The 19,465-nt window shown below is 60.0% G+C and carries 19 protein-coding genes; 9 read left to right on the top strand and 10 right to left on the bottom strand.

What is annotated here, in order from left to right:
• Positions 1-25 precede the first annotated feature (25 nt).
• Positions 26-667 (top strand): nucleotide exchange factor GrpE, encoded by a 642-nt coding sequence (grpE, locus tag QD357_RS14025; protein ID WP_107107036.1) that lies wholly within the window; start codon positions 26-28, stop codon positions 665-667.
• 91 nt (positions 668-758) lie between these two features.
• On the opposite strand, the gene ptsN is transcribed toward grpE, so the two are convergent.
• From ptsN to lptC, 6 genes are all read right to left on the bottom strand, one after another.
• A complete protein-coding gene (ptsN, locus tag QD357_RS14020) occupies positions 759-1,223 on the bottom strand; it encodes a PTS IIA-like nitrogen regulatory protein PtsN (RefSeq protein ID WP_107106798.1) in 465 nt (154 codons plus the stop codon).
• Between the two features lie 88 nt (positions 1,224-1,311).
• Complete coding sequence (gene hpf / locus QD357_RS14015) at positions 1,312-1,887, bottom strand: ribosome hibernation-promoting factor, HPF/YfiA family (protein ID WP_414124443.1); 576 nt, start codon at positions 1,885-1,887, stop codon at positions 1,312-1,314.
• Between the two features lie 250 nt (positions 1,888-2,137).
• A complete protein-coding gene (gene rpoN, locus QD357_RS14010; protein ID WP_414124442.1) occupies positions 2,138-3,691 on the bottom strand; it encodes an RNA polymerase factor sigma-54 in 1,554 nt (517 codons plus the stop codon).
• 193 nt (positions 3,692-3,884) lie between these two features.
• Positions 3,885-4,667 carry an LPS export ABC transporter ATP-binding protein gene (lptB, locus tag QD357_RS14005; protein WP_181316000.1) on the bottom strand — a complete coding sequence of 261 codons (783 nt, stop codon included), beginning with the start codon at positions 4,665-4,667 and terminating at the stop codon, positions 3,885-3,887.
• A gap of 37 nt (positions 4,668-4,704) precedes the next feature.
• Complete coding sequence (locus QD357_RS14000) at positions 4,705-5,367, bottom strand: LptA/OstA family protein (protein ID WP_107106801.1); 663 nt, start codon at positions 5,365-5,367, stop codon at positions 4,705-4,707.
• Positions 5,364-6,050: an LPS export ABC transporter periplasmic protein LptC gene (gene lptC / locus QD357_RS13995; protein WP_107106802.1), complete on the bottom strand. Its 687-nt coding sequence runs from the start codon at positions 6,048-6,050 to the stop codon at positions 5,364-5,366. Before lptC ends, QD357_RS14000 begins: the two co-directional genes overlap by 4 nt.
• A 327-nt stretch (positions 6,051-6,377) precedes the next feature.
• Between lptC and sppA the strand changes: the two genes are divergently transcribed.
• The 3 genes from sppA (at position 6,378) to QD357_RS13980 (ending at position 8,157) form a co-directional block, all read left to right on the top strand.
• Positions 6,378-7,334: a signal peptide peptidase SppA gene (sppA, locus tag QD357_RS13990; protein ID WP_107106803.1), complete on the top strand. Its 957-nt coding sequence runs from the start codon at positions 6,378-6,380 to the stop codon at positions 7,332-7,334.
• A 26-nt stretch (positions 7,335-7,360) separates the two neighbouring features.
• Positions 7,361-7,666 carry an integration host factor subunit beta gene (locus QD357_RS13985; protein ID WP_004120746.1) on the top strand — a complete coding sequence of 102 codons (306 nt, stop codon included), beginning with the start codon at positions 7,361-7,363 and terminating at the stop codon, positions 7,664-7,666.
• A 158-nt stretch (positions 7,667-7,824) separates the two neighbouring features.
• Positions 7,825-8,157 carry a LapA family protein gene (locus tag QD357_RS13980; protein ID WP_414124441.1) on the top strand — a complete coding sequence of 111 codons (333 nt, stop codon included), beginning with the start codon at positions 7,825-7,827 and terminating at the stop codon, positions 8,155-8,157.
• Between the two features lie 4 nt (positions 8,158-8,161).
• Here QD357_RS13980 and QD357_RS13975 read toward each other — a convergent pair whose 3' ends face one another.
• Together QD357_RS13975 and QD357_RS13970 are read right to left on the bottom strand one after the other, a co-directional pair.
• Positions 8,162-8,611, bottom strand: coding sequence for a GNAT family N-acetyltransferase (locus QD357_RS13975; protein WP_107107038.1), 450 nt, complete (start codon positions 8,609-8,611; stop codon positions 8,162-8,164).
• A gap of 34 nt (positions 8,612-8,645) precedes the next feature.
• Positions 8,646-9,098 carry an SRPBCC family protein gene (locus QD357_RS13970; RefSeq protein WP_107106804.1) on the bottom strand — a complete coding sequence of 151 codons (453 nt, stop codon included), beginning with the start codon at positions 9,096-9,098 and terminating at the stop codon, positions 8,646-8,648.
• A 115-nt stretch (positions 9,099-9,213) separates the two neighbouring features.
• On the opposite strand from QD357_RS13970, the gene QD357_RS13965 reads away from it, so the two are divergent.
• From QD357_RS13965 to QD357_RS13945, 5 genes are all read left to right on the top strand, one after another.
• Entirely contained in the window at positions 9,214-10,368 is a 1,155-nt protein-coding gene (locus tag QD357_RS13965; protein ID WP_181316001.1) for a class I SAM-dependent methyltransferase, read from the top strand.
• Complete coding sequence (locus QD357_RS13960; protein ID WP_107106806.1) at positions 10,365-11,225, top strand: TrmH family RNA methyltransferase; 861 nt, start codon at positions 10,365-10,367, stop codon at positions 11,223-11,225. The genes QD357_RS13965 and QD357_RS13960 overlap by 4 nt, the downstream gene beginning before the upstream one ends.
• Positions 11,222-11,740 (top strand): signal peptidase II, encoded by a 519-nt coding sequence (lspA, locus tag QD357_RS13955; RefSeq protein ID WP_107106807.1) that lies wholly within the window; start codon positions 11,222-11,224, stop codon positions 11,738-11,740. The genes QD357_RS13960 and lspA overlap by 4 nt, the downstream gene beginning before the upstream one ends.
• A gap of 55 nt (positions 11,741-11,795) precedes the next feature.
• Entirely contained in the window at positions 11,796-14,087 is a 2,292-nt protein-coding gene (locus QD357_RS13950; RefSeq protein WP_107106808.1) for a hybrid sensor histidine kinase/response regulator, read from the top strand.
• Between the two features lie 320 nt (positions 14,088-14,407).
• Positions 14,408-15,286 (top strand): GNAT family N-acetyltransferase, encoded by an 879-nt coding sequence (locus QD357_RS13945; RefSeq protein WP_107106809.1) that lies wholly within the window; start codon positions 14,408-14,410, stop codon positions 15,284-15,286.
• A 137-nt stretch (positions 15,287-15,423) separates the two neighbouring features.
• On the opposite strand, the gene QD357_RS13940 is transcribed toward QD357_RS13945, so the two are convergent.
• Both QD357_RS13940 and QD357_RS13935 read right to left on the bottom strand, forming a co-directional pair.
• Positions 15,424-16,830: an adenylate/guanylate cyclase domain-containing protein gene (locus QD357_RS13940; RefSeq protein ID WP_107106810.1), complete on the bottom strand. Its 1,407-nt coding sequence runs from the start codon at positions 16,828-16,830 to the stop codon at positions 15,424-15,426.
• Between the two features lie 246 nt (positions 16,831-17,076).
• Positions 17,077-19,362 carry an NADP-dependent malic enzyme gene (locus tag QD357_RS13935; RefSeq protein ID WP_107106811.1) on the bottom strand — a complete coding sequence of 762 codons (2,286 nt, stop codon included), beginning with the start codon at positions 19,360-19,362 and terminating at the stop codon, positions 17,077-17,079.
• Positions 19,363-19,465: the final 103 nt, after the last annotated feature.

The raw sequence follows: 19,465 nt of genomic DNA, 5'->3' as shown, positions 1-19,465 counted from the left end.
AAGACAAAGCAATTCGGAGACCGTCATGACCGACGAAACAACGAAAACCGGACCTGACGCCACGGCGACTGACAATCCCGCGGACTTTGCGCAAGAGGCTGCGGAAACCGCGGATGCGGGCCAGCCTTCGCAGCCGGATCCGGTCGAGCTGCTTAAGGCCGAAAATAGCGATCTGCGTGACCGCTATCTGCGCCTTGCCGCCGAAATGGACAACTTGCGCCGTCGCACCGAGCGTGACGTCAAGGATGCCAAGTCCTATTCCGTCGCCAGCTTCGCCCGCGACATGCTTGCCGTTGCGGATAATCTGCGCCGCACGCTGGAAGCCATTCCGGCCGACGCCCGCGCCGAAGCCGATGCCGGCCTGAAGACGCTGATCGAAGGCGTGGAAATGACCGAGCGCTCCATGCTCTCGGCCTTGGAGCGCCACGGCGTCCGCCAGATCGAGCCGGTCGGCCAGAAGTTCGATCCCAACTTCCATCAGGCGATGTTCGAAGTGCCGAACACCGAAGTACCGAACAATACGGTCGTGCAGGTGGTGCAAGCCGGCTTCGTCATCGGCGAGCGTGTTCTTCGCCCGGCCATGGTCGGCGTTGCCAAGGGCGGCCCGAAGGTTGCCGAGATTTCCGAACCGGGCGCCAACAGCCCGTTCGACGAAAAAGACGCCTGATCATTTTCAGGTAATAGCAAAAGAGAAGAGCCGGATGATGTGAGATCATCCGGCTCTTTTCTTTTGCCGTGGTCCGATGCGATCCAGTCCGTTAGGCCGCGTTAGACGCCTGCTCTTCATTGAGGAAAGCGTAGATCGCCGAGGCGGATTCGGTGGCGCGCAGCTTGGCGACGAGATCCTGATCGCGCAGCACGCGGGCAATGCGCGACAGCGCTTTCAGATGGTCGGCGCCGGCGCCCTCGGGGGCGAGCAGCAGGAAGACGAGGTCGACGGGCTGGTCGTCCAGTGCCTCAAAGTCGACAGGCGCTTCCAGGCGCGCGAAAATACCGATGATGGATTTGATGCTGTTGAGCTTGCCGTGCGGAATGGCGATGCCATTGCCGACGCCGGTGGAGCCCAGGCGCTCCCGCTGCAGCACGACGTCGAAAATCTCGCGCTCGGGCAGTCCGGTCAATTTGGAGGCTTTGGCTGCCAGCTCCTGAAGCAGTTGTTTTTTGGAATTTGCCCTCAAGGCGGGGATGATCGCATCTTGGTGCAGCAAATCTGCCAATGCCATTCTCTTTATCCTTCGTGTCGCCGAGATCCGATGACGGAGGAGCGGCGGCCGGCTGTTACAGCCTGGGGCCGTCGCTCATCTTCCTTTCTCAGCCCTTGATATTGGCTGCGTCGATCCAGCCAATGTTGCCGTCCTGCCGACGGTAAACGATATTCAGATGTTCCTTGCCGGGGCTGCGGAAAAGCAGCAGCGGCTCGTCGGTCATGTCGAGCGCCATCACGGCGGTCGCGACCGACATGGTCTTTAGCTGTTTCGTGCTTTCGGCGACGATCGCCGGCGCGAAATCGGCCGGGACCTCGTCTTCGTCGTCCGGAACACCGTCCATGACGGTATAGGCGACTTCGGCGAGGCCATTGGTGTGGTTGCCGGCCTGGTGATCCTTGAGTTTACGCTTGTAGCGGCGCAGGCGCTTTTCGATGCGCTGAGACGCCGCGTCAAACGCCAATTGCGGGTCCATTGCCTCTCCGGCGGCATGCAGGACAACGCCACTGTCGAGATGAAGTTTGCAATCGGCTGCGAAGCGGGAACTGGATTTCTGTACCGTCACTTGGCCCGAATACCCCCCGTCGAAGTATTTCGTCACAGCCATGCCGATCTGGTCTTCAATCCTTTGGCGGAAGGAGTCACCAATTTCCATATGTTTCCCGGAGACACGCACACTCATGGAGTTTCCCTTCTTGTAGCGGTTATTGGGCGCGCCAGTTTACGCCAAGCCTCAAGCTCATCCAAGCACTTCACGCGGTCAAAGACAAATTGCGTTTGTCAGGCGCCCTGGGGATGGTGGGGATAAGTTCATGGCAGTGATGTCCTGCACCGATTGCGGCGGGCTTCTAGCCCCGCCACATCGGAAAGTCAACTAAATCTTAAGGAACTGTTAGGGGATTCGCAGTCTGCGGTTGAAGCCGAGAAAATTGCTAAAAGCCGGCCACTTTTGCCAGCGCGCGCTTCTCCCGCCTGCGCTGTACGGAAGAGGGAATGTTCATCGCTTCGCGGTATTTTGCAACCGTGCGGCGAGCAAGCTCGATGCCGCCCTTCTTTAGGGTATCGACGATGTCGTCGTCTGACAGCACGGCCTCCGGGCTCTCCTGGGAGATCAGAAGACGAATCTTGTGGCGCACGGCCTCGGCCGAATGGCTGTCGCCGCCTTCGACGGCGCTGATCGAGACGGTGAAGAAATATTTGAGCTCGAACAGACCGCGCGGCGTCAGCATGTATTTGTTCGAGGTCACGCGGCTGACCGTCGACTCATGCATTTTGATCGCGTCCGCCACGGTMTTCAGATTGAGCGGCCGCAGATGGTCGACGCCGTGCACGAGGAAGGCATCCTGCTGTCGGACGATCTCGCTCGCCACCTTCATGATCGTCTTGGCGCGCTGATCGAGGCTGCGCGTCAGCCAATTGGCATTCTGCAGGCATTCCGACAGGAAGGCGTGATCCTGGCTCGTCTTGGAGACGGAAGCGAAATAGGACTGGCTGACCAGGACGCGCGGCAGCGTATCCGGATTGAGCTCCACCAGCCAGCCTCCGTCGGAGGACGGCCGCACCACGATATCGGGCATGATCGCCTCGGATATGCCGGTCTCGAAGCCGCTGCCCGGTTTCGGGTTCAACTGACGGATCTCGGCCATCATGTCGAGCAGATCTTCCTCGTCGACGCCGCAGAGCCGCTTCAACGTCGCGAAATCGCGCCGGGCGAGAAGTTCAAGGTTCTGGATCAGCCGTTCCATGGCCGGATCGAAACGATCCTTTTGGCGAAGCTGGATTGCCAAACATTCGCTGAGAGAACGAGCAAACACGCCGGGAGGGTGGAGCAATTGCAATGCGCCAAGCACGCGCTCGATATCCGCAACGCTGGCGCCGAGGCGCTCCGCAGTTTCGTTCAAATCGGCCTGCAGATAGCCGGCATCGTCGAGCTGGTCGACGAGATGCTGGGCAATCAGCCGGTMGGCCATGCTGGGCAGGGAAAAGGGAATCTGTTCGTTCAAGTGGTCGCGCAGCGAAATCTGGCCGGCAACGAAATCATCGAGATCGTAGCTTTCGCCGGCTTCGCCGCCAGGCATGGATTTCCACTGGCTGAGCAGTTCCGGCGCATCCGCGCGCTGCGGGCCGCCATCGTCGGGAAAAACATTGCTGAAATTGGTGTCGAGTTCGTCGTTCAGCCGGTCGGCATGGCCGGTATTTTCGCTCTCGTACCAGTCGCTGGCGAGATCGCCGCTGTTGCGGTCATCATCACCATGGCTGTCATCCGCGGCATCGAACCTTTCGTCCTTCGCCTCGCGGTCGCCGTTGCTGCCTATATCCTCGTCATTTGACGTAAATTCGAGCAGCGGATTTTTTTCGACTTCCTGCGCGATGAATTGGGTGAGCTCAAAATGCGTCATCTGCAGCAACTGGATGGATTGCATCAGTTGCGGTGTMATCACCAGGCTTTGGCTTTGGCGCAGGAAAAGATTGGCCGATAATGCCATGGCGGACGCGAAACTCCCCTTCCTCTCTTTGGGAATTCGCGTTCTTCGCTATGAAAAATCCGCAAAATTCCAACTGGCCCAAAAATTGCTTTTTTATTGGGTTTGGTCAAGCGGAACTGTGTCAGGATGGTGAATTTCGGGAGCGCTACGCCCTCTGGTAAGGGAGGGCGCGCGCCGGTTCAACCGCAGCTTTTTAAAGGCTGAAATTGTCACCCAGATAGAGCTTACGCACTTCCGGATTGCTGACGATGTCGTTGGCCCTGCCATGGGTCAGCACTTCGCCGGCATGGATGATGTAGGCGCGGTCGATCAGGCCGAGCGTCTCGCGGACATTGTGGTCGGTGATCAAAACGCCGATGCCGCGCGCCGTCAGGTGATGCACGAGATTCTGGATGTCGGCGACCGAGATCGGATCGACGCCCGCAAAGGGCTCGTCGAGCAGCATGAAGGTCGGGTCGGTCGCCAATGCGCGGGCAATTTCCAGACGCCGCCGCTCACCACCGGAGAGGGCGATCGCCGGCACCGTGCGGAGATTGCGGATATGGAATTCTTCCAGCAACTCGTCGAGCTTCCGCTCGCGCTTCTTCTTGTCCTTTTCATGGACTTCAAGAACGGCGCGGATGTTCTCTTCCACCGTAAGGCCGCGAAAGATCGAGGCTTCCTGCGGCAGATAGCCGACGCCCAGGCGAGCGCGGCGATACATCGGCATCGAGGTGACATTGTTGCCGTCGATCTCGATCGTGCCTTCATCGACCGGCACCAGCCCGGTGATCATGTAGAAGCATGTCGTCTTGCCGGCACCGTTCGGTCCGAGCAGGCCGACGGCCTCGCCGCGCCGCACGACGAGCGAGACGCCATTGACGACGCGCCGCGTGCGGTAGGTTTTGGTGAGGCCGCGCGCGATCAGGGTTCCCTGATAACGCGCTTTGTCCGCGGTGCCGGATGCCGCAGTGCTCGATCCGGACGCGCCGGGCAAGGTGGGTGTAGTCGATATCGTCACGAGAAGACCGGGATCAGTTCTTTTTCTGCTGTTGCTGCTGCACTTGCTGCGATTTTGGGTCGAGCTGAATCTGGACGCGACCCCCGCAGGCATCCAGTTGCGCTTCACCTGTCGCCATATGTACGGTGAGCTGACAGCCGGTGAATACGTTCGGCCCGTCGGTCAGCACGACCTTCTGGCCCTTGAGAACGGCAAGCTGGTTGGCCATGTCGAAGGAACCGTCATCCGCCGTMGCTGTCTGCGTGCCGGAAACGAGGTAGACCTTGTCGGTGACCAGAATGTGGTCGATATCGGCATCGCCCGAGACCAGCGACTGGTTTTGCTGCTTGGCGGCGTTTGCGACCGGATTTTCGGTTGCCGGCTTGGCATTGGCGTCGGCAGGCTGCTTCTTCTTATAGAAGACCGTCATCTTGCCGGCCTGCATCGTCGTGGTGCCCTGGACGACCTTGACGTTGCCGGTGAAGACCGCCTGGCTTTCCGCATCATGGATCTCCAGCTTGTCGCTTTCGATCTGGATCGGCTGATCCTTGGAAAGCTTCAGGCCAGGCATGCTGCTCGTCGTTGCCTGGGCGCCCGCTTCCGTCGCCGCAAAAATTGCAACTGCGCTAAAGGCGCAGAGAATGGCTGCCTTACGCAGGCCAGAGTTGAAAAGAGAATGTCGCCAATCGTTTGTCATGAACCGCCCGGCTGTTGCTCGCTAGCTGAATTATGGAGTCCGGCTGGTTCGATATGCATCTGAACCTGCCCGTCGAATTCGATTACGCTCCCCTTATCCGTCATCTTGAGCGACTGTGCAACAACCGACATGCCTCCTCTGTAGATTGCAACCTGATCCTGGCTGGAGAGGTCACCCTTCTTCACGTCGAGGAAGGCCGTTCTGAATTCTGCGCGCAAACCGTTGTCCATCAGAATGGTAAAGGGGGCGGTGAGCTTCAGTGTGTCGGCCTGGCGGTCGAAATCCGCGCTCTGAGCCGTCACATGGGCGATCACCTGGTTGTTGACCGGCATAGATGCCTTGATGGTCTTGAGCGTGATCATATTGGGATTCTTGATGTCCTGCAGCGCCTTTTCGGCGAGCATGGAATAATTGATGCCGTCCTTGTTGCGGCCGGCGATGGCGGGACGCTCCATCACAACCTTGCCATCCTCGATCCTTGCGCCTTCGATCTGAATGTTTTCGGGCAGATATGCGCGCACGACCGAAACCGCGATGAAGATCAGCGAGACGATCAACGCGGCCAGGGGAAGCAGGATCTTCAGTCTTCTCACGCGCGAGGAATGAAAGATCGCGTCTTTATACGCGTTTCTTTCTGGCGCGGAGCCGATCGCCTGGCCGGAGGTCTCGATAGTATTGAGCATGCAACAGGTCCGTCTTCTCTGATCCGGAAAAACACGTTCGAGTCATGCACAGACTGTGCCAACAAGCCTGCCAGATCGTTTCGCATTATTGCATTGGCTTGCCAATATGGATTTTTTTCTGCCACAAGCAATTTTAGCAAAAAAATATAATGCGCGGCGGTTTCGCCCGATCGGTCATCGCCCTATCTGACGAAACGTCGCATGGAAAGCCTGGACACAATCTCGAAAATTGAAGTGGATTTTCGCGAAGGATTATGCCCGTTTCAAGGTGTTGTATATCCGGTCCGTTTTGTATCCAATTTATGACAAAGGGAGAGATAAGGCGTCATGGACAGTTCTGCAATCGCAGATCGGCGACAATTGCGCCGCAAGCTTGGCTTCTGGCGCATCATCGCCGTTCTTCTCCTGGTGGCGCTGGGCTTTGCACTTTATCGTTTTGCCGCAGGCGATTTGCCCTCCATACGCGGACCGCAGATCGCCCGCGTCACCATTTCCGGGCTCATCGTGGATGACACCGAGCTTCTGGACCGGCTGAAGAAGATCAAGGACAATGATCAGGTCAAGGCGCTGATCGTCTCGATTTCATCGACGGGCGGCACGACCTATGGCGGCGAGCGCATCTTCAAAGCCATTCGCGCCGTTGCTGCAAAGAAGCCCGTGGTCTCCGATATCCGCACCGTTGCGGCGTCTGCCGGCTATATGATCGCCACGGCGGGTGACGACATTGTTGCCGGCGACACGTCGATCACCGGCTCGATCGGCGTCATCTTTCAGTATCCGCAGGCGAAAGAGCTGCTCGACAAGCTCGGCCTGTCGCTGGACGAGATCAAGTCGGCGCCGCTGAAGGCCGAGCCGTCGCCTTTCCATCCGGCGAGCGAAGAGGCCAAGGCGATGATCCGCAACATGGTCATGGACAGCTATGCCTGGTTCGTCGATCTCGTTGCCGACCGCCGCAAATTGCCGCGCGACGAGGTGCTGAAGCTCGCGGACGGCAGCATCTTCACCGGCCGGCAGGCATTGCAGAACAAGCTGGTCGACACCCTCGGCGGCGAGGACGAAATCCGCGCCTATCTCGACACGCGCAAGGTCAAAAAGGACCTGCCGATCGTCGATTGGAAAGCTGAAGACAAAACCTCATCCTTCTTTTGGCCGAGTGCCGCTTCCTGGTTGCTAAATCGTCTCGGTTATGATGATTTTATGAAGGGAGAGGATCTCCAGAAAATTATGACAGAGAAGTTGTTTCTTGACGGCCTGCTTTCTGTTTGGCAGGGTGCAGCCAATTGATAAATCAATGATTTAAGGGGGCAACCGTGATTAAGTCGGAATTGGTGCAGATTGTGGCGGCACGTAACCCGCATCTCTACCACCGCGATGTCGAAAATATCGTCAACGCAGTCCTCGACGAGATCACCGATGCGCTCGCTGCGGGAAATCGCGTGGAGCTACGCGGTTTCGGCGCATTTTCCGTCAAGAACCGCCCCTCGCGCTCCGGTCGCAACCCGCGAACGGGTGATACGGTGTTCGTCGAGGAAAAATGGGTTCCCTTCTTCAAGACGGGTAAAGAGCTGCGCGAGCGCCTGAATCCCGGCGCCGGCGACGAAGAAGACGACAATTAATCGTCGTTTTTAGCTGATACTCTTCGCGAATGTCCCCGTAGACATGAATGTGCCGCGACCGGGTGGCACTTGAACTCGGCCCGGTCTTTCTTATTCTCTGCGGCTATAGGCGATAGGAGTGCATTGCACGGATGCGCCTGGACAAAGGAGCATTCGCAATGACCAAGAAGATCGTCAATCTGCTGATATTGCTGCCGCTCGGCATTATCCTCATCATCTTCTGCGTTGCGAACCGCCAGTCCGTCACGCTGGCGCTCAATCCGTTCAGGCCCGAGGACCAAGTGTTGTCGCTGAGCGCGCCGCTGTTCGTGCTGCTGTTTGTCGCGCTGATCATCGGCATGTTGGTTGGCGCTGCGGTGACCTGGTTCAATCAGGGCAAACACCGCAAGCTAGCCCGCAGCCAATCGCGCGAGGCCGTGCGCTGGCAGGCGGAAGCCGACAAGCACCGCAATCGCGCCGAACAGATCGCCGGCCAGCTTCCGTCCAAATAACGATCTAGTTCCCGCTGAGCTGCATGTCCTTATAATCGCCCTCCGGCGATGAACCGTCGCCGATGATCGCGAAACCAAGGCTGCGGTAAAAGGCGATGGCGCGCGTATTCTTCACCAGGCATTTCAGCCGGTAGCGTCGGTTGGGCCATTCCGGCAGGGCGGCAAGCAGCGCCTTGCCGGCGCCACGGCCCTGGAATTCGGGCAGGATGTAGAGCATATGGATGAAATCATCCGGCTCCCATAGCGTCATAAAGCCGGCGATGGTTCCGTTTCGATCCTCGCAGACGAAGACGCGTTCGCCGGGTGTCTGACCGACGAAATCCTCACTGTGGAATTTGCCGGGATCCACCCAGAGAAACGTCGTGCGACGCACACGCAGATAGATGTCGGCGAGAATGTCCGTATCCCGTGCTTGTGCCGGCCGGATGGTCCAAAGATCTGATGTCGACGTCATGAGCAGTCTATGGTGGGTCTGATGACGATCGCGATCAAGCGCTGGCTTGGCCATTGAGGGCGGCGGAAAAATCGGCGAAAAACTGCTGCGCCAGTTTCCTGGCGCTAGAATCKACCAATCGCGAGCCGAGCTGGGCGATCTTGCCGCCGACCTGGGCCTTGGCCTCGTAATGCAGGATCGTCGCGCTGCCTTCCTCTTTCAGTGTGACATCGGCCCCGCCCTTGGCAAAGCCGGCAATGCCGCCCTTGCCTTCGCCGGAGATTGTATAGCTTTCCGGCGCATTGATGTTGGAGAGCGTCACTTCACCGTTGAAGGAAGCCGAGACCGGGCCGATCTTCAATTTCACCGTTGCCGTCAGTTCGGTCGGCGAAATCTTCTCTAGGCTTTGACAACCGGGAATGCACTGCTTGAGAATATCGGGATCGTTCAATGCGGCCCACACGACGTCCCTAGGGGCGGCAATCCGTTCTTCACCGGTCATATCCATGCGCAACCCTCCCGATCTGGCATTTCATCCAGGGATAATCGCAGATCGGAAAGCGCTTTGCCAAGTGGCGGCCAGATGCTATTTGCACGCACATATCAATTTTGAGACAAGCATGGTGAAACAGAAGGAACGCCGGCCCGGTTCGAAAGCCGCGGGCGGCCCCGGCGCAAAGCCCCAAAGGGATGCCAGGCGTGACGCGCCCTTTAAGACCGGCAAGCCGCCGGCAAAGCCCGCACGCGATACCGGCCCGAAGTCTGCACCGGCCGCGCGAGACCGCGGTGAGCGGATTTCGGAGCCGCGCGGCGAGGCGCCTGTCGCGGTCACATCCGAACGCCCGTTGATCGTGCGAACCGGCGAACGTCCCATGGAGCGCGTGCCCGTCATCCTCGAATCGCTGGGCGCAGGCGATTTCCACCTGATCGACAGCGGTAACGGGCTGAAGCTCGAGCAATACGGTTCCTATCGCGTCGTCCGGCCGGAGGCGCAGGCGCTATGGCAGCCATCGCTCGCCGCACATGTCTGGGACAATGCCGATGCGATCTTCACCGGAGATACCGATGAGGATGGCATGGGTCGCTGGCGGTTTCCGCGCGAAGCGCTCGGCGAGACCTGGCCCTTACAATTGCTCGGCGTTGATTTTCTTGGCCGCTTTACCGCTTTTCGCCATGTCGGCGTCTTCCCGGAGCAGATCGTGCACTGGGCCTGGATGAAGGAGCAGGTCGAAGCCGCAAAGCGGCCGCTGAAGGTGTTGAACCTCTTCGGTTATACCGGCGTTGCCTCCCTGGTCGCTGCTGCTGCCGGCGCCGAAGTCACCCATGTCGACGCCTCGAAGAAGGCGATCGGCTGGGCGCGGGAAAACCAGGCGCTCGGCCGCATGGAAAAGCTACCGATCCGCTGGATCTGCGAAGACGCCATGAAATTCATCCTGCGCGAGGAACGGCGCGGCAATAAATACGACATCATCCTGACCGACCCGCCGAAATTCGGCCGCGGCCCGAACGGCGAGGTCTGGCATCTCTTCGAACACTTGCCGTCGATGCTCGATATCTGCCGCGAGATCCTGTCGCCCAAGGCGCTTGGTCTGGTGCTGACGGCCTATTCCATCCGCGCCAGCTTCTATTCGATCCATGAGCTGATGCGTGAAACCATGCGCGGCGCCGGTGGCGTCGTCGAATCCGGCGAACTGGTGATCCGCGAGGCCGGCCTCGACGGCAAGACGCCGGGCCGGGCACTCTCCACATCTCTCTTCAGCCGCTGGGTGCCGAAATGAACCACGATTTCCGCAATGACGGCCCTCGCAAGGTCGGACATGTCAAGGAGGTCACCTCCCTTGCCAATCCGATCATTAAGGACATCAAGGCGCTGACCAACAAGAAGTCGCGCGAGGAGAGCGGCGCTTTCCTGGCGGAAGGCTTGAAGCTGGTCATCGATGCCCTGGAGCTCGGCTGGACCATTCGCACGCTGGTCTACGCCAAGGCCGCCAAGGGCAAGCCGTTGGTCGAGCAGGTGGCCGCCAAGACCGTCGCCGCCGGCGGGCTGGTGCTCGAAGTMAGCGAAAAGGTCATCGCCTCCATCACCCGCCGTGACAATCCGCAGATGGTGGTTGGCATATTCGATCAGCGCTGGCGGCAGCTCCGCGAGGTCAAGCCGAAGGCCGGCGACACCTGGGTGGCGCTCGACCGCGTGCGTGACCCCGGCAATCTCGGCACCATCATCCGTACCGCCGATGCGGCTGGTGCCGCAGGCGTCATTCTCGTCGGCGAGACGACGGACCCGTTTTCGCTGGAAACCGTAAGGGCAACCATGGGCTCGGTCTTCGCCGTTCCCGTCGTCAAGGCGACGCCGGAGGAGTTTCTGGCCTGGAAGAAGACGGCCGGCGTTTCTGTTGTCGCCACCCATCTGGCCGGCGCCGTCGACTACCGCACGATCGATTACAAGAAAAAGCCCGTCGTCCTGCTGATGGGTAACGAGCAGTCCGGCTTGCCGGACGCCTTGGCGAAGGAGGCCGATGCGCTTGCCCGCATCCCGCAGGCCGGCCGCGCCGACAGCCTCAACCTTGCGGTCGCGACGGCGGTGATGCTGTTCGAAGCCCGCCGTCATCTTCTGACCCTCAGCGAGACGCGATGACCGACAGCGAGATAAACGAACAGGCGCCCGTAAAACCCGCGCTGTTTTCACGGCCTTTGCCGATCCTGATTTTCATTGTGGCTGCTGTCATCCTCGACCAGGTGGTCAAGATCATGGTCGACAACTGGCTGCCTTTGCAGGAGATGGTGCCGGTCATTCCGATGCTGGCGCTTTACCGCACCTATAATCTCGGTGTCGCCTTCTCGATGCTGTCGGGCATGGACGGCTGGTTCATCGTCGGCATGCGGCTCGTCATCGTCGTTTTCGTGCTCTGGCTCTGGCGGCGGACACCCAATCATCGTTGGCTTGCCCATCTCGGCTTCGCGTTGATTATCGCCGGCGCGCTCGGCAACCTGATCGACCGGTTCCTTTACGGCCATGTGATCGACTACATTCTCTTCCATACCGAAACATGGTCGTTCGCCGTCTTCAATCTCGCCGACAGTTTCATCACCGTCGGGGCGGGCTGCGTCATTCTGGACGAGCTGCTTCTGCCGAAAAAGGCGAAAGCGTAAAATTCTAACAAATCCCTGAAGGCAACGGGAAGAGTGCGCATGTTAGTAAGACAACATGAGCACTCTGGCAAACCTGCAGGAAAAGCTTGTCGCCGCCATTGACGACGACCATGCCGTGCCGCGCGAACGGCCGGTCGAAGACGTGTCTCTCATCGCTGCCGATCCCATCGAGATTTCGCCGGCTAACATTCCGGAGGTGCCGCAGCCCGCGTTTCCCCAATGGTTGCAGCGTCATTGGTTGAATGGCAGCGGCTTGATTGCCGGCGTGGCGTTCCTGTCGGTTGGCTATGTCGGCGGCCCGCTGGCGCTTGCTGCTTTGCTGGGCCTGATAGCGCTGGCGATCGTTGCTTCCGGCGTCGTCTTCCGCAGGCGAAATGCTACCCGCAAGGTCATCGTGGATACGCCGACGCTCAGCGAAAACGACCACGACCGCCTCTGGGAGAGCAACGAAAGCACCAGCCTGCTCGCCACCATCCACGATGCGCTTGGCGATATCACCGTGACACGCGACATCGAACGCCGCATCGTCCATGGCAATGCGACCTTCCGCAAACTGATCGGCAAGTCGAACCCGGAGGGTTTGACGCTGGAAGAAGCGGGTCTCGTCTTCCGCGCTGTCGCAGCTTCGCAGCGTCAAGACGCCGAGATTTCCACGCCGGAAGGCCCGCGCATCTTCGCCTGGCACGATGTCATGTTCCGCGATCCCGCCACCGGACAGTTGAGAATCCAGAGCGTCGCCCGCGACGTCACCGAAGAACGCCAGGCCGCGCGTCTCCGCGAGGAGGCACGGCTGAAGGCGGAATATAACAGCGCCGCCAAATCACGGCTGCTCGCCACCGTCAGCCATGAGATCCGCACGCCTCTGTCGGGAATTCTCGGCATGAACCACCTGCTTGCCCAGACGCCGCTGACCCTGGAGCAGGCCAATTACCTGACCGGCATCCGCCAATCCGGCAATGCCCTGGTGCAGCTCGTCGAAGACCTACTGGATTTCTCGACGATCGAAGTCGGCCGCTTCCAGCTCCGGCCGCGCGCCGAACATCTGAGGCCGCTGCTGGAAGGCGTTGTCGAGATGCTCGCCCACCGCGCCCATGAAAAGGGCATCGAGATCGCCGCGACCGTCGCGGCGGATGTTCCTGAAACCATGGAGTTCGATCCCGCTCGCCTCCGCCAGGTGTTGTTCAATGTCATCGGCAATGCCGTGAAGTTCACGCAGACAGGCGGCGTCCTGATCCGCGCCGGCCACGATGGCGACGATCTCGTGATATCGGTCAGGGATAGCGGCCCGGGAATGACCGAGGAGGAGCAGGCACGCATCTTCGGCGAGTTCGAACAGGCGGGCAACATGTTGGACAGAAGCGCCGGCACGGGTCTGGGGCTTGCCATCTCCGCCCGCATCCTGCGCGAGTTCGGCGGCAAGTTGAGCGTTTCCAGCATGCGGGGTGAGGGCAGCGAATTCACGGTCCGCTTTCCGGCTTCGGTCGTCGCTGGAGAGAACGAACAGGCTAGGCGCGACGAGCTGCTCAAAGGCTCCCGCGTCCTGCTGCTGGCGCCGGAAGGTGCCGCAAGCACGGCGATTGCCGACACTATCCGCACCCTTGGTGGCCGCTGCCGCCTGATCGGTCCCACTGATGTGGAAAACCTGGCGCGGTCCGTCCCCAAAGACGGAGGCATGTCGCTGACGGATCTCATCGTCGATCACCGTATGGCGCCATGGTATTTCCGCGAAGGGACCGAACTTGCCGCGTCCGGCCTCAGAAAGATCTTTCTGGTCAATCCGGAGGAGCGCAACACGCATCCGCTCGATCTCTTCGATGCGTGGCTCATCCGGCCGCTGCGCGAACAATCGCTCATCGACGTGCTGAGCGGCCGCATGCGCGGCATGGAGAAGCGGGATGTACTGAGTAGCCCGCCCGAAATCGGTATCGTGACGCCGGAGGCGGCGGATGCCTCCCTCAACGTTCTCCTGGGCGAGGACGATCCTGTCAATGCCATGCTGGTGCGCGCCATGCTCGCCAAAGCCGGCCACAGGGTTCGCCTCGTCGAGGATTTCGAGAACTTGCTCGCCCGTGCCGAAAACAGCGAGAACCGCCCGGATGTCGTCGTCACTGACCTCACCATGCCCGGCGGCGAAGGGGCAGCGATGCTCGCGCAACTGAGGGCGCTGGAGCGTCGATACGGTCTTTCGCCGCTGCCCGTGATCGTGCTGACCGCCGACAGCCGCGATGCCATTCGACGCCAGGCCCTGCTTTCCGGCGCCGATGCCGTCATCGTCAAGCCGGTCGATCCCGATCGTTTGATCGCAGAGGTGCAAGGCCTGTCGAAGCAGGCTTTGGGACGCGCTTAGAGCAATTCCAGGAAAAGTCCGCAGCGGTTTTCCGTCCGGAATTGCAAAAAACAAAGAGATAGAGCGGTTCTAAGCTGAACCGCTCTAGATTGAAAACATACCTCCGAATCGTGATTCGGTCCCATCCGCCTGCGCGATGACGAACGTGTCGAAAAGCCGCTTCGCAGCTTTTAAGAGTACCCCCTGGGATACAAGGGCTTCATCCAAATTCGGTGATTGGAACAGGCACGCTTCTTGCTTTTCGCAACGCACCATGTCACTTTCCTGTCGCACGAATTTGCTTTATGGCGGCTATATCAACCCGTAGAGGGGGAGTCGCCATGTCCATCGAAATTTTGAATCGCGAAGCTCAGGGCGAAATGGTTCAGTCTTCAAAGGCAACGGTTGAGCCGGTTGCCAGCGATGTGCTCGGACGCATCGGAAATCTAGAAACGCGCCTTGCTCGCACGGCGCGGGAAATTGATGCTGCCCAGGCGGTGCGCTATCGCGTCTTCGTTGAGGAGATGAATGCGCAACTGCCGGCCGATGCAATGCGTCGCCAGCGCGATATCGATAGCTGGGATTCGATCTGCGACCATCTGCTGGTTCTCGACCGCTCGCTGGAAGGTGATTCGGAAGACCAGATCGTCGGCACCTATCGTCTGCTGCGCCAGGACGTGGCGATGGCGAATGGCGGTTTCTATTCCTCTTCGGAATTCGACATCGACACCCTGCTCGCCCGTCATCCTGAAAAGCGCTTCATGGAACTCGGTCGTTCCTGCGTGCTGCCGGAATACCGCACCAAGCGCACGGTCGAACTGCTGTGGCAGGGCAATTGGGCCTATTCCCTGAAACACGGCATGAACGCCATGTTCGGCTGCGCTTCTTTCCCCGGCATTCGTCCGGAGCAACATGCGCTGGCTCTGTCCTTCCTCTACCACAACGTCATTGCCAAGGACGAATGGGCCGTTAGCGCGCTGCCGTCGCTTGCCCGCACCATGGACCTGATGCCCGTCGAGGCGGTCAATTCCAAGAAGGCGCTGATGTCGCTGCCGCCGCTGATCAAGGGTTACCTGCGCCTCGGCGCCATGGTCGGCTCCACCGCCGTCGTCGATCATGCCTTCAATACGACGGACGTCCTGATCGTCTTGCCGATCGCCAGCATTTCGGACCGCTACGTCAATTATTACGGTGCTGACGCCGGTCGGTTCGCGAGCTGATCGTCGCAAGCCGGACTGATTCGGCCTCGGCCATCCCCAAAGCAATTCCAGGAAAAGTGCGGAGCGTTTTTCCGTCCGGAATGCGCAAAAACAAAGGGATAGAGCGGTTTAGCGATTCCGTGAAACGCTAAACCGCTCTAGGGAATCGCAAAAATATCGATCTCATCCGTAATGCCGCGAAGCGAGACGTGGTGGGTTTGCGGTTTCAAACCATGTGTCGTCAGCAATTCCGTGGCGCGTGGATTGTCGAGTACGGAACCGGTGGCGAATATCTCGTGTGAGTTCGCGAGATGTTGCACGCGAGAAGCGATGTTGACGGTCTGCCCGAAATAGTCCTGGCGCTCGTTCAGGCTGACCGCGATGCACGGTCCCTCGTGGATGCCAATCTTGAGAAGAAGATCGTCGTTGCCGCGCTCCTTGTTGAGACTKACCATTGCTTCGCGCATCCGCATGGCGGCGACCAATGCCCGGTCCGGCGTTGGAAACGTCGCCATTACCGCATCGCCGATGGTTTTGACGACCGCACCCGCCTCTGCGCCGACGATCTCATGCAGGATGCTGAAATGGGTTCTCACCAGATCGAAAGCGGCAAGGTCGCCAACCCTTTCATATAGGGCCGTCGAACCGCGCAAATCGGTGAACAGGAAGGTGAGACTGGTGATCTTCAACCGCTGGTCCACGTCGATCGTGTCCGTGCGGTGGATGTCGCGGAAGGTTTGGTTCGAAAGCAGTCGCTTGGCGGTCAGGAATGGACGCCGTTGCCCCAGCAGGCCGTGCAGCACGTCGTTGGCCACGCAGATCGATGGCAATGTGCGGACTTCGGTGTGGTTCTCCATGAGAATACGCAGGGGGCCGGGTCGTAAGATCATGGGTTCGCTATGCCGGTGCATGCGATCGAACACGAGCGAGATGGTCTGCCGCTCCTTCGATGGTTCGCCTTTCACGTCCAGGAAGAGTGCCGCATGCGTCACCGGCTCGAAGATGATGACGTACTCCGCCGGCAACTGAAGCGATACGACAGCCTTTTCCCCGGCAGGCAATTCCAGCGCCTCCAGAATGAATTGGTCGACCGTCGCCTCGTACCCCTCTTCGGGAAGGTCGACGCCCGAGCCCCAATAAATCTGGCGAAAATATTCGAGGGCTGGCAATTCATGCGGATTGTGAGCCTCGATATGGCGCACGCGCGGACTGACGGTGAAGGTAACTTCGACCATCTCGTCGAGGGTCGGCTCATAGCCGGCAGCGCAAAGCGCGCAGCTATAGGTGTCGCTCTGAACGGTCTTCAGCGAGGTATTGGCATCCAGCACTCCACCGCAACCGGGGCACAGAACATTCCACGAGATTTCGAAGAGGCCGAGGCGAGATGCATGCAGGAAGGCGTTGATGGTCTGCTCTTCGTCGAAGCCGTGCTCGGCTGCAAAGGCAAGCGCGTTCACCCGGTTGAGCTTGCGATCGGACGCGTCAAGGACGAGCCGCTCGATGGCGTCGACGATATCCGGCCGCGCTGAATGGCGCAGCACTTCAAATAGCTGGGCTTCACTCATTGGCGCATCTTACACCAAATCGAAACCGCAGCCATTGGTCTTCTTGTCGCCTCGGTTTGTCACCGAGGTTACGGGACACCCCCTCACCCTACCCTCTCCCTGAGGGGAGAGGGTGAGATCGAGTTTGCTGGTAGTTCTCGCTCAAACACTGCATTGGATGAAGCGAAAGCTTGCCGTCCCCACTGAAACCACTCTCTCCCCCCCGGGGAGAGGGCAGGGTGAGGGGCTCCAGCAAAGTGTCCCCTCTTAACCGGCTCCATAGGCGGCAATTGCCGCCATGTTGACGATATCAGAATCCTTGGCCCCCATCGAGGTGATCTGCACCGGCTTGTCGAGGCCGACGAGCAGCGGGCCGATAACGGTGGAGCCGCCGAGTTCCTGCAGCATTTTCGTCGAAATCGAGGCCGAGTGGAAGGCGGGCATGACCAGCACGTTGGCTGGACCGGAGAGACGCGAGAAGGGATACTGGGTCTCGATGATCTTGCGGTTCAGCGCCACATCGGCGGCCATTTCGCCGTCGAATTCGAAATTGACATAGCGCTTGTCGAGAATGTTCACCGCCTCGCGCACGCGCTCGGATCGTTCGCCCGGGGGATGGCCGAAAGTGGAGTAGGCGAGCATGGCAACGCGTGGTTCATAGCCCATGCGCCGCGCGAAACCAGCCGCTTCCTCAGCGATATCGGCCAGTTCCTCCGACGTCGGCATGTCATGAACGGCGGTATCGGCGACGATGACGGTGCGCCCGCGGGCAAGCACCAGCGACGCACCGATAACTCGGTGCCCCGGCTTGGCGTCGATGCAGCGGCGCACGTCGCCGAGCGCGGTCGAATAGTTGCGCGTCACCCCCGTCACCATACCATCGGCATCGCCGAGCGCCACCATGCAGGCGGCGAAATGGTTGCGGTCGTTGTGGATCAGGCGGGTCACATCGCGGTGCAAATAGCCTTTGCGCTGCAGCCGGGCATAGAGATAGTCGATATAGGCCTCGACACGCTTGGAAATGCGGGCGTTGACGATCTCGAGGCCCGGCCGGCTGAGGTCGATCCCGGCGCGTTCGGCCGTGGCATGGAGCAGATCCTCGCGGCCAAGCAGGATGGCGGTGCCGAGTCCCTGGTTGGCGTAGGACAAGGCGGCGCGCATGACCTGCTCTTCCTCGGCTTCGGCAAAGACGATGCGCTTCGGATGCCGACGCACACGTTCGTAGAGTTGCGCCAGCGTAGAGGCGATCGGGTCGCGCCGGGCTGAGAGTTCGCGGGCATAGGCGGCCATGTCCGGGATCGGGCGGCGGGCGACGCCGCTTTCGATCGCCGCTTGCGCAACGGCAACCGGGATCGCCGAGATCAGGCGCGGATCGAAGGGCACGGGAATGATGTATTGCGCCCCGAAGCGCGGCCGCGCGCCCTGATAGGCGGCGACAACATCGTCCGGCACGTCTTCGCGTGCCAGGCTGGCAAGAGCCTTGACGGCAGCGATCTTCATTTCATCGTTGATCGTCGAAGCCCGCACATCGAGCGCGCCGCGGAAGATATAAGGGAAGCCGAGGACGTTGTTCACCTGGTTCGGATAGTCGGAGCGCCCGGTCGCCATGATGGCGTCGTCGCGGATGCGGGCGACTTCCTCCGGCGTGATTTCCGGATCGGGATTGGCCATGGCGAAGATGATAGGCCTGTCCGCCATGGAGCGGATCATCTCTTCGGAGAAGGCGCCCTTCTGCGAGAGGCCGAAAACCACGTCGGCGCCCTTCATCGCTTCGGCTAGCGTGCGCTTGTCGGTTTTGACGGCATGTGCCGACTTCCACTGGTTCATGCCTTCGCTGCGGCCCTGGTAGATCACGCCCTTGGTGTCGCAGAGCACGATGTTCTCAGGATTGAAACCCATTGCCTTGATCAGCTCGACGCAGGCGATCGCGGCAGCACCGGCGCCGTTGCAGACGAGCTTGGCGGTCTTGAGGTCGCGGCCGGTCAATTCCAGCGCATTGATCAGCCCGGCGGCGGCGATGATCGCGGTGCCGTGCTGGTCGTCGTGGAAGACGGGGATGTCCATCAGCTCGCGCAGGCGCTGCTCGATGATGAAACAGTCGGGCGCCTTGATGTCCTCGAGATTGATGCCGCCGAAAGAGGGGCCGAGATAACGGACGCAGTTGATGAATTCGTCGACATTTTCGGTGTCGATTTCGAGGTCGATCGAATCGACGTCGGCAAAGCGCTTGAAGAGAACGGACTTGCCTTCCATGACCGGCTTCGAGGCCAGTGCACCGAGATTGCCAAGGCCGAGAATGGCCGTGCCGTTGGAGATGACCGCCACCATGTTGCCGCGCGACGTATAGTCGTAAGCCGTCTGCGGATCGGCGGCGATCGCCTTCACAGGAACGGCGACGCCGGGCGAATAGGCGAGCGAAAGATCGCGCTGTGTTGCCATCGGCTTGGTCGGATTGATTTCGAGCTTGCCGGGGCGGCCATGCTTGTGGAAGTCGAGCGCTTCCTGATCGGTAATCCCCGTTCCCGAACGCGACGTGCTGTTGGTGTCAGGCATTGTTCCTCCAAACCTCCTGTGGGCGACCGGTCCCTCTTGCCCGATAGCTGTTGTCTTCTATAGCGGCGCGCGGGTAGGGTGGCACCTCATTTTTTGGGAAAAA

It is taken from the genome of Rhizobium sp. BR 317 (assembly GCF_047445835.1).
Taxonomy (GTDB): Bacteria; Pseudomonadota; Alphaproteobacteria; order Rhizobiales; family Rhizobiaceae; genus Rhizobium; species Rhizobium paranaense.
Note: the sequence above shows the minus strand (reverse complement) of the source record. Positions and strands in the feature narration are given on the sequence as shown.

Excerpts from the sequence above, each read along its gene's own strand:
- QD357_RS13980 (WP_414124441.1), top strand. The coding sequence starts at position 7,825 with ATGACCAAGAAGATCGTCAATCTGCTGATATTGCTGCCGCTCGGCATT.
- QD357_RS13950 (WP_107106808.1), top strand. The coding sequence starts at position 11,796 with ATGAGCACTCTGGCAAACCTGCAGGAAAAGCTTGTCGCCGCCATTGAC.
- ptsN (WP_107106798.1), bottom strand. The coding sequence starts at position 1,223 with ATGGCATTGGCAGATTTGCTGCACCAAGATGCGATCATCCCCGCCTTG.
- grpE (WP_107107036.1), top strand. The coding sequence starts at position 26 with ATGACCGACGAAACAACGAAAACCGGACCTGACGCCACGGCGACTGAC.
- sppA (WP_107106803.1), top strand. The coding sequence starts at position 6,378 with ATGGACAGTTCTGCAATCGCAGATCGGCGACAATTGCGCCGCAAGCTT.
- lspA (WP_107106807.1), top strand. The coding sequence starts at position 11,222 with ATGACCGACAGCGAGATAAACGAACAGGCGCCCGTAAAACCCGCGCTG.
- lptC (WP_107106802.1), bottom strand. The coding sequence starts at position 6,050 with ATGCTCAATACTATCGAGACCTCCGGCCAGGCGATCGGCTCCGCGCCA.
- QD357_RS13975 (WP_107107038.1), bottom strand. The coding sequence starts at position 8,611 with ATGACGTCGACATCAGATCTTTGGACCATCCGGCCGGCACAAGCACGG.
- QD357_RS13935 (WP_107106811.1), bottom strand. The coding sequence starts at position 19,362 with ATGCCTGACACCAACAGCACGTCGCGTTCGGGAACGGGGATTACCGAT.
- QD357_RS13945 (WP_107106809.1), top strand. The coding sequence starts at position 14,408 with ATGTCCATCGAAATTTTGAATCGCGAAGCTCAGGGCGAAATGGTTCAG.
- hpf (WP_414124443.1), bottom strand. The coding sequence starts at position 1,887 with ATGAGTGTGCGTGTCTCCGGGAAACATATGGAAATTGGTGACTCCTTC.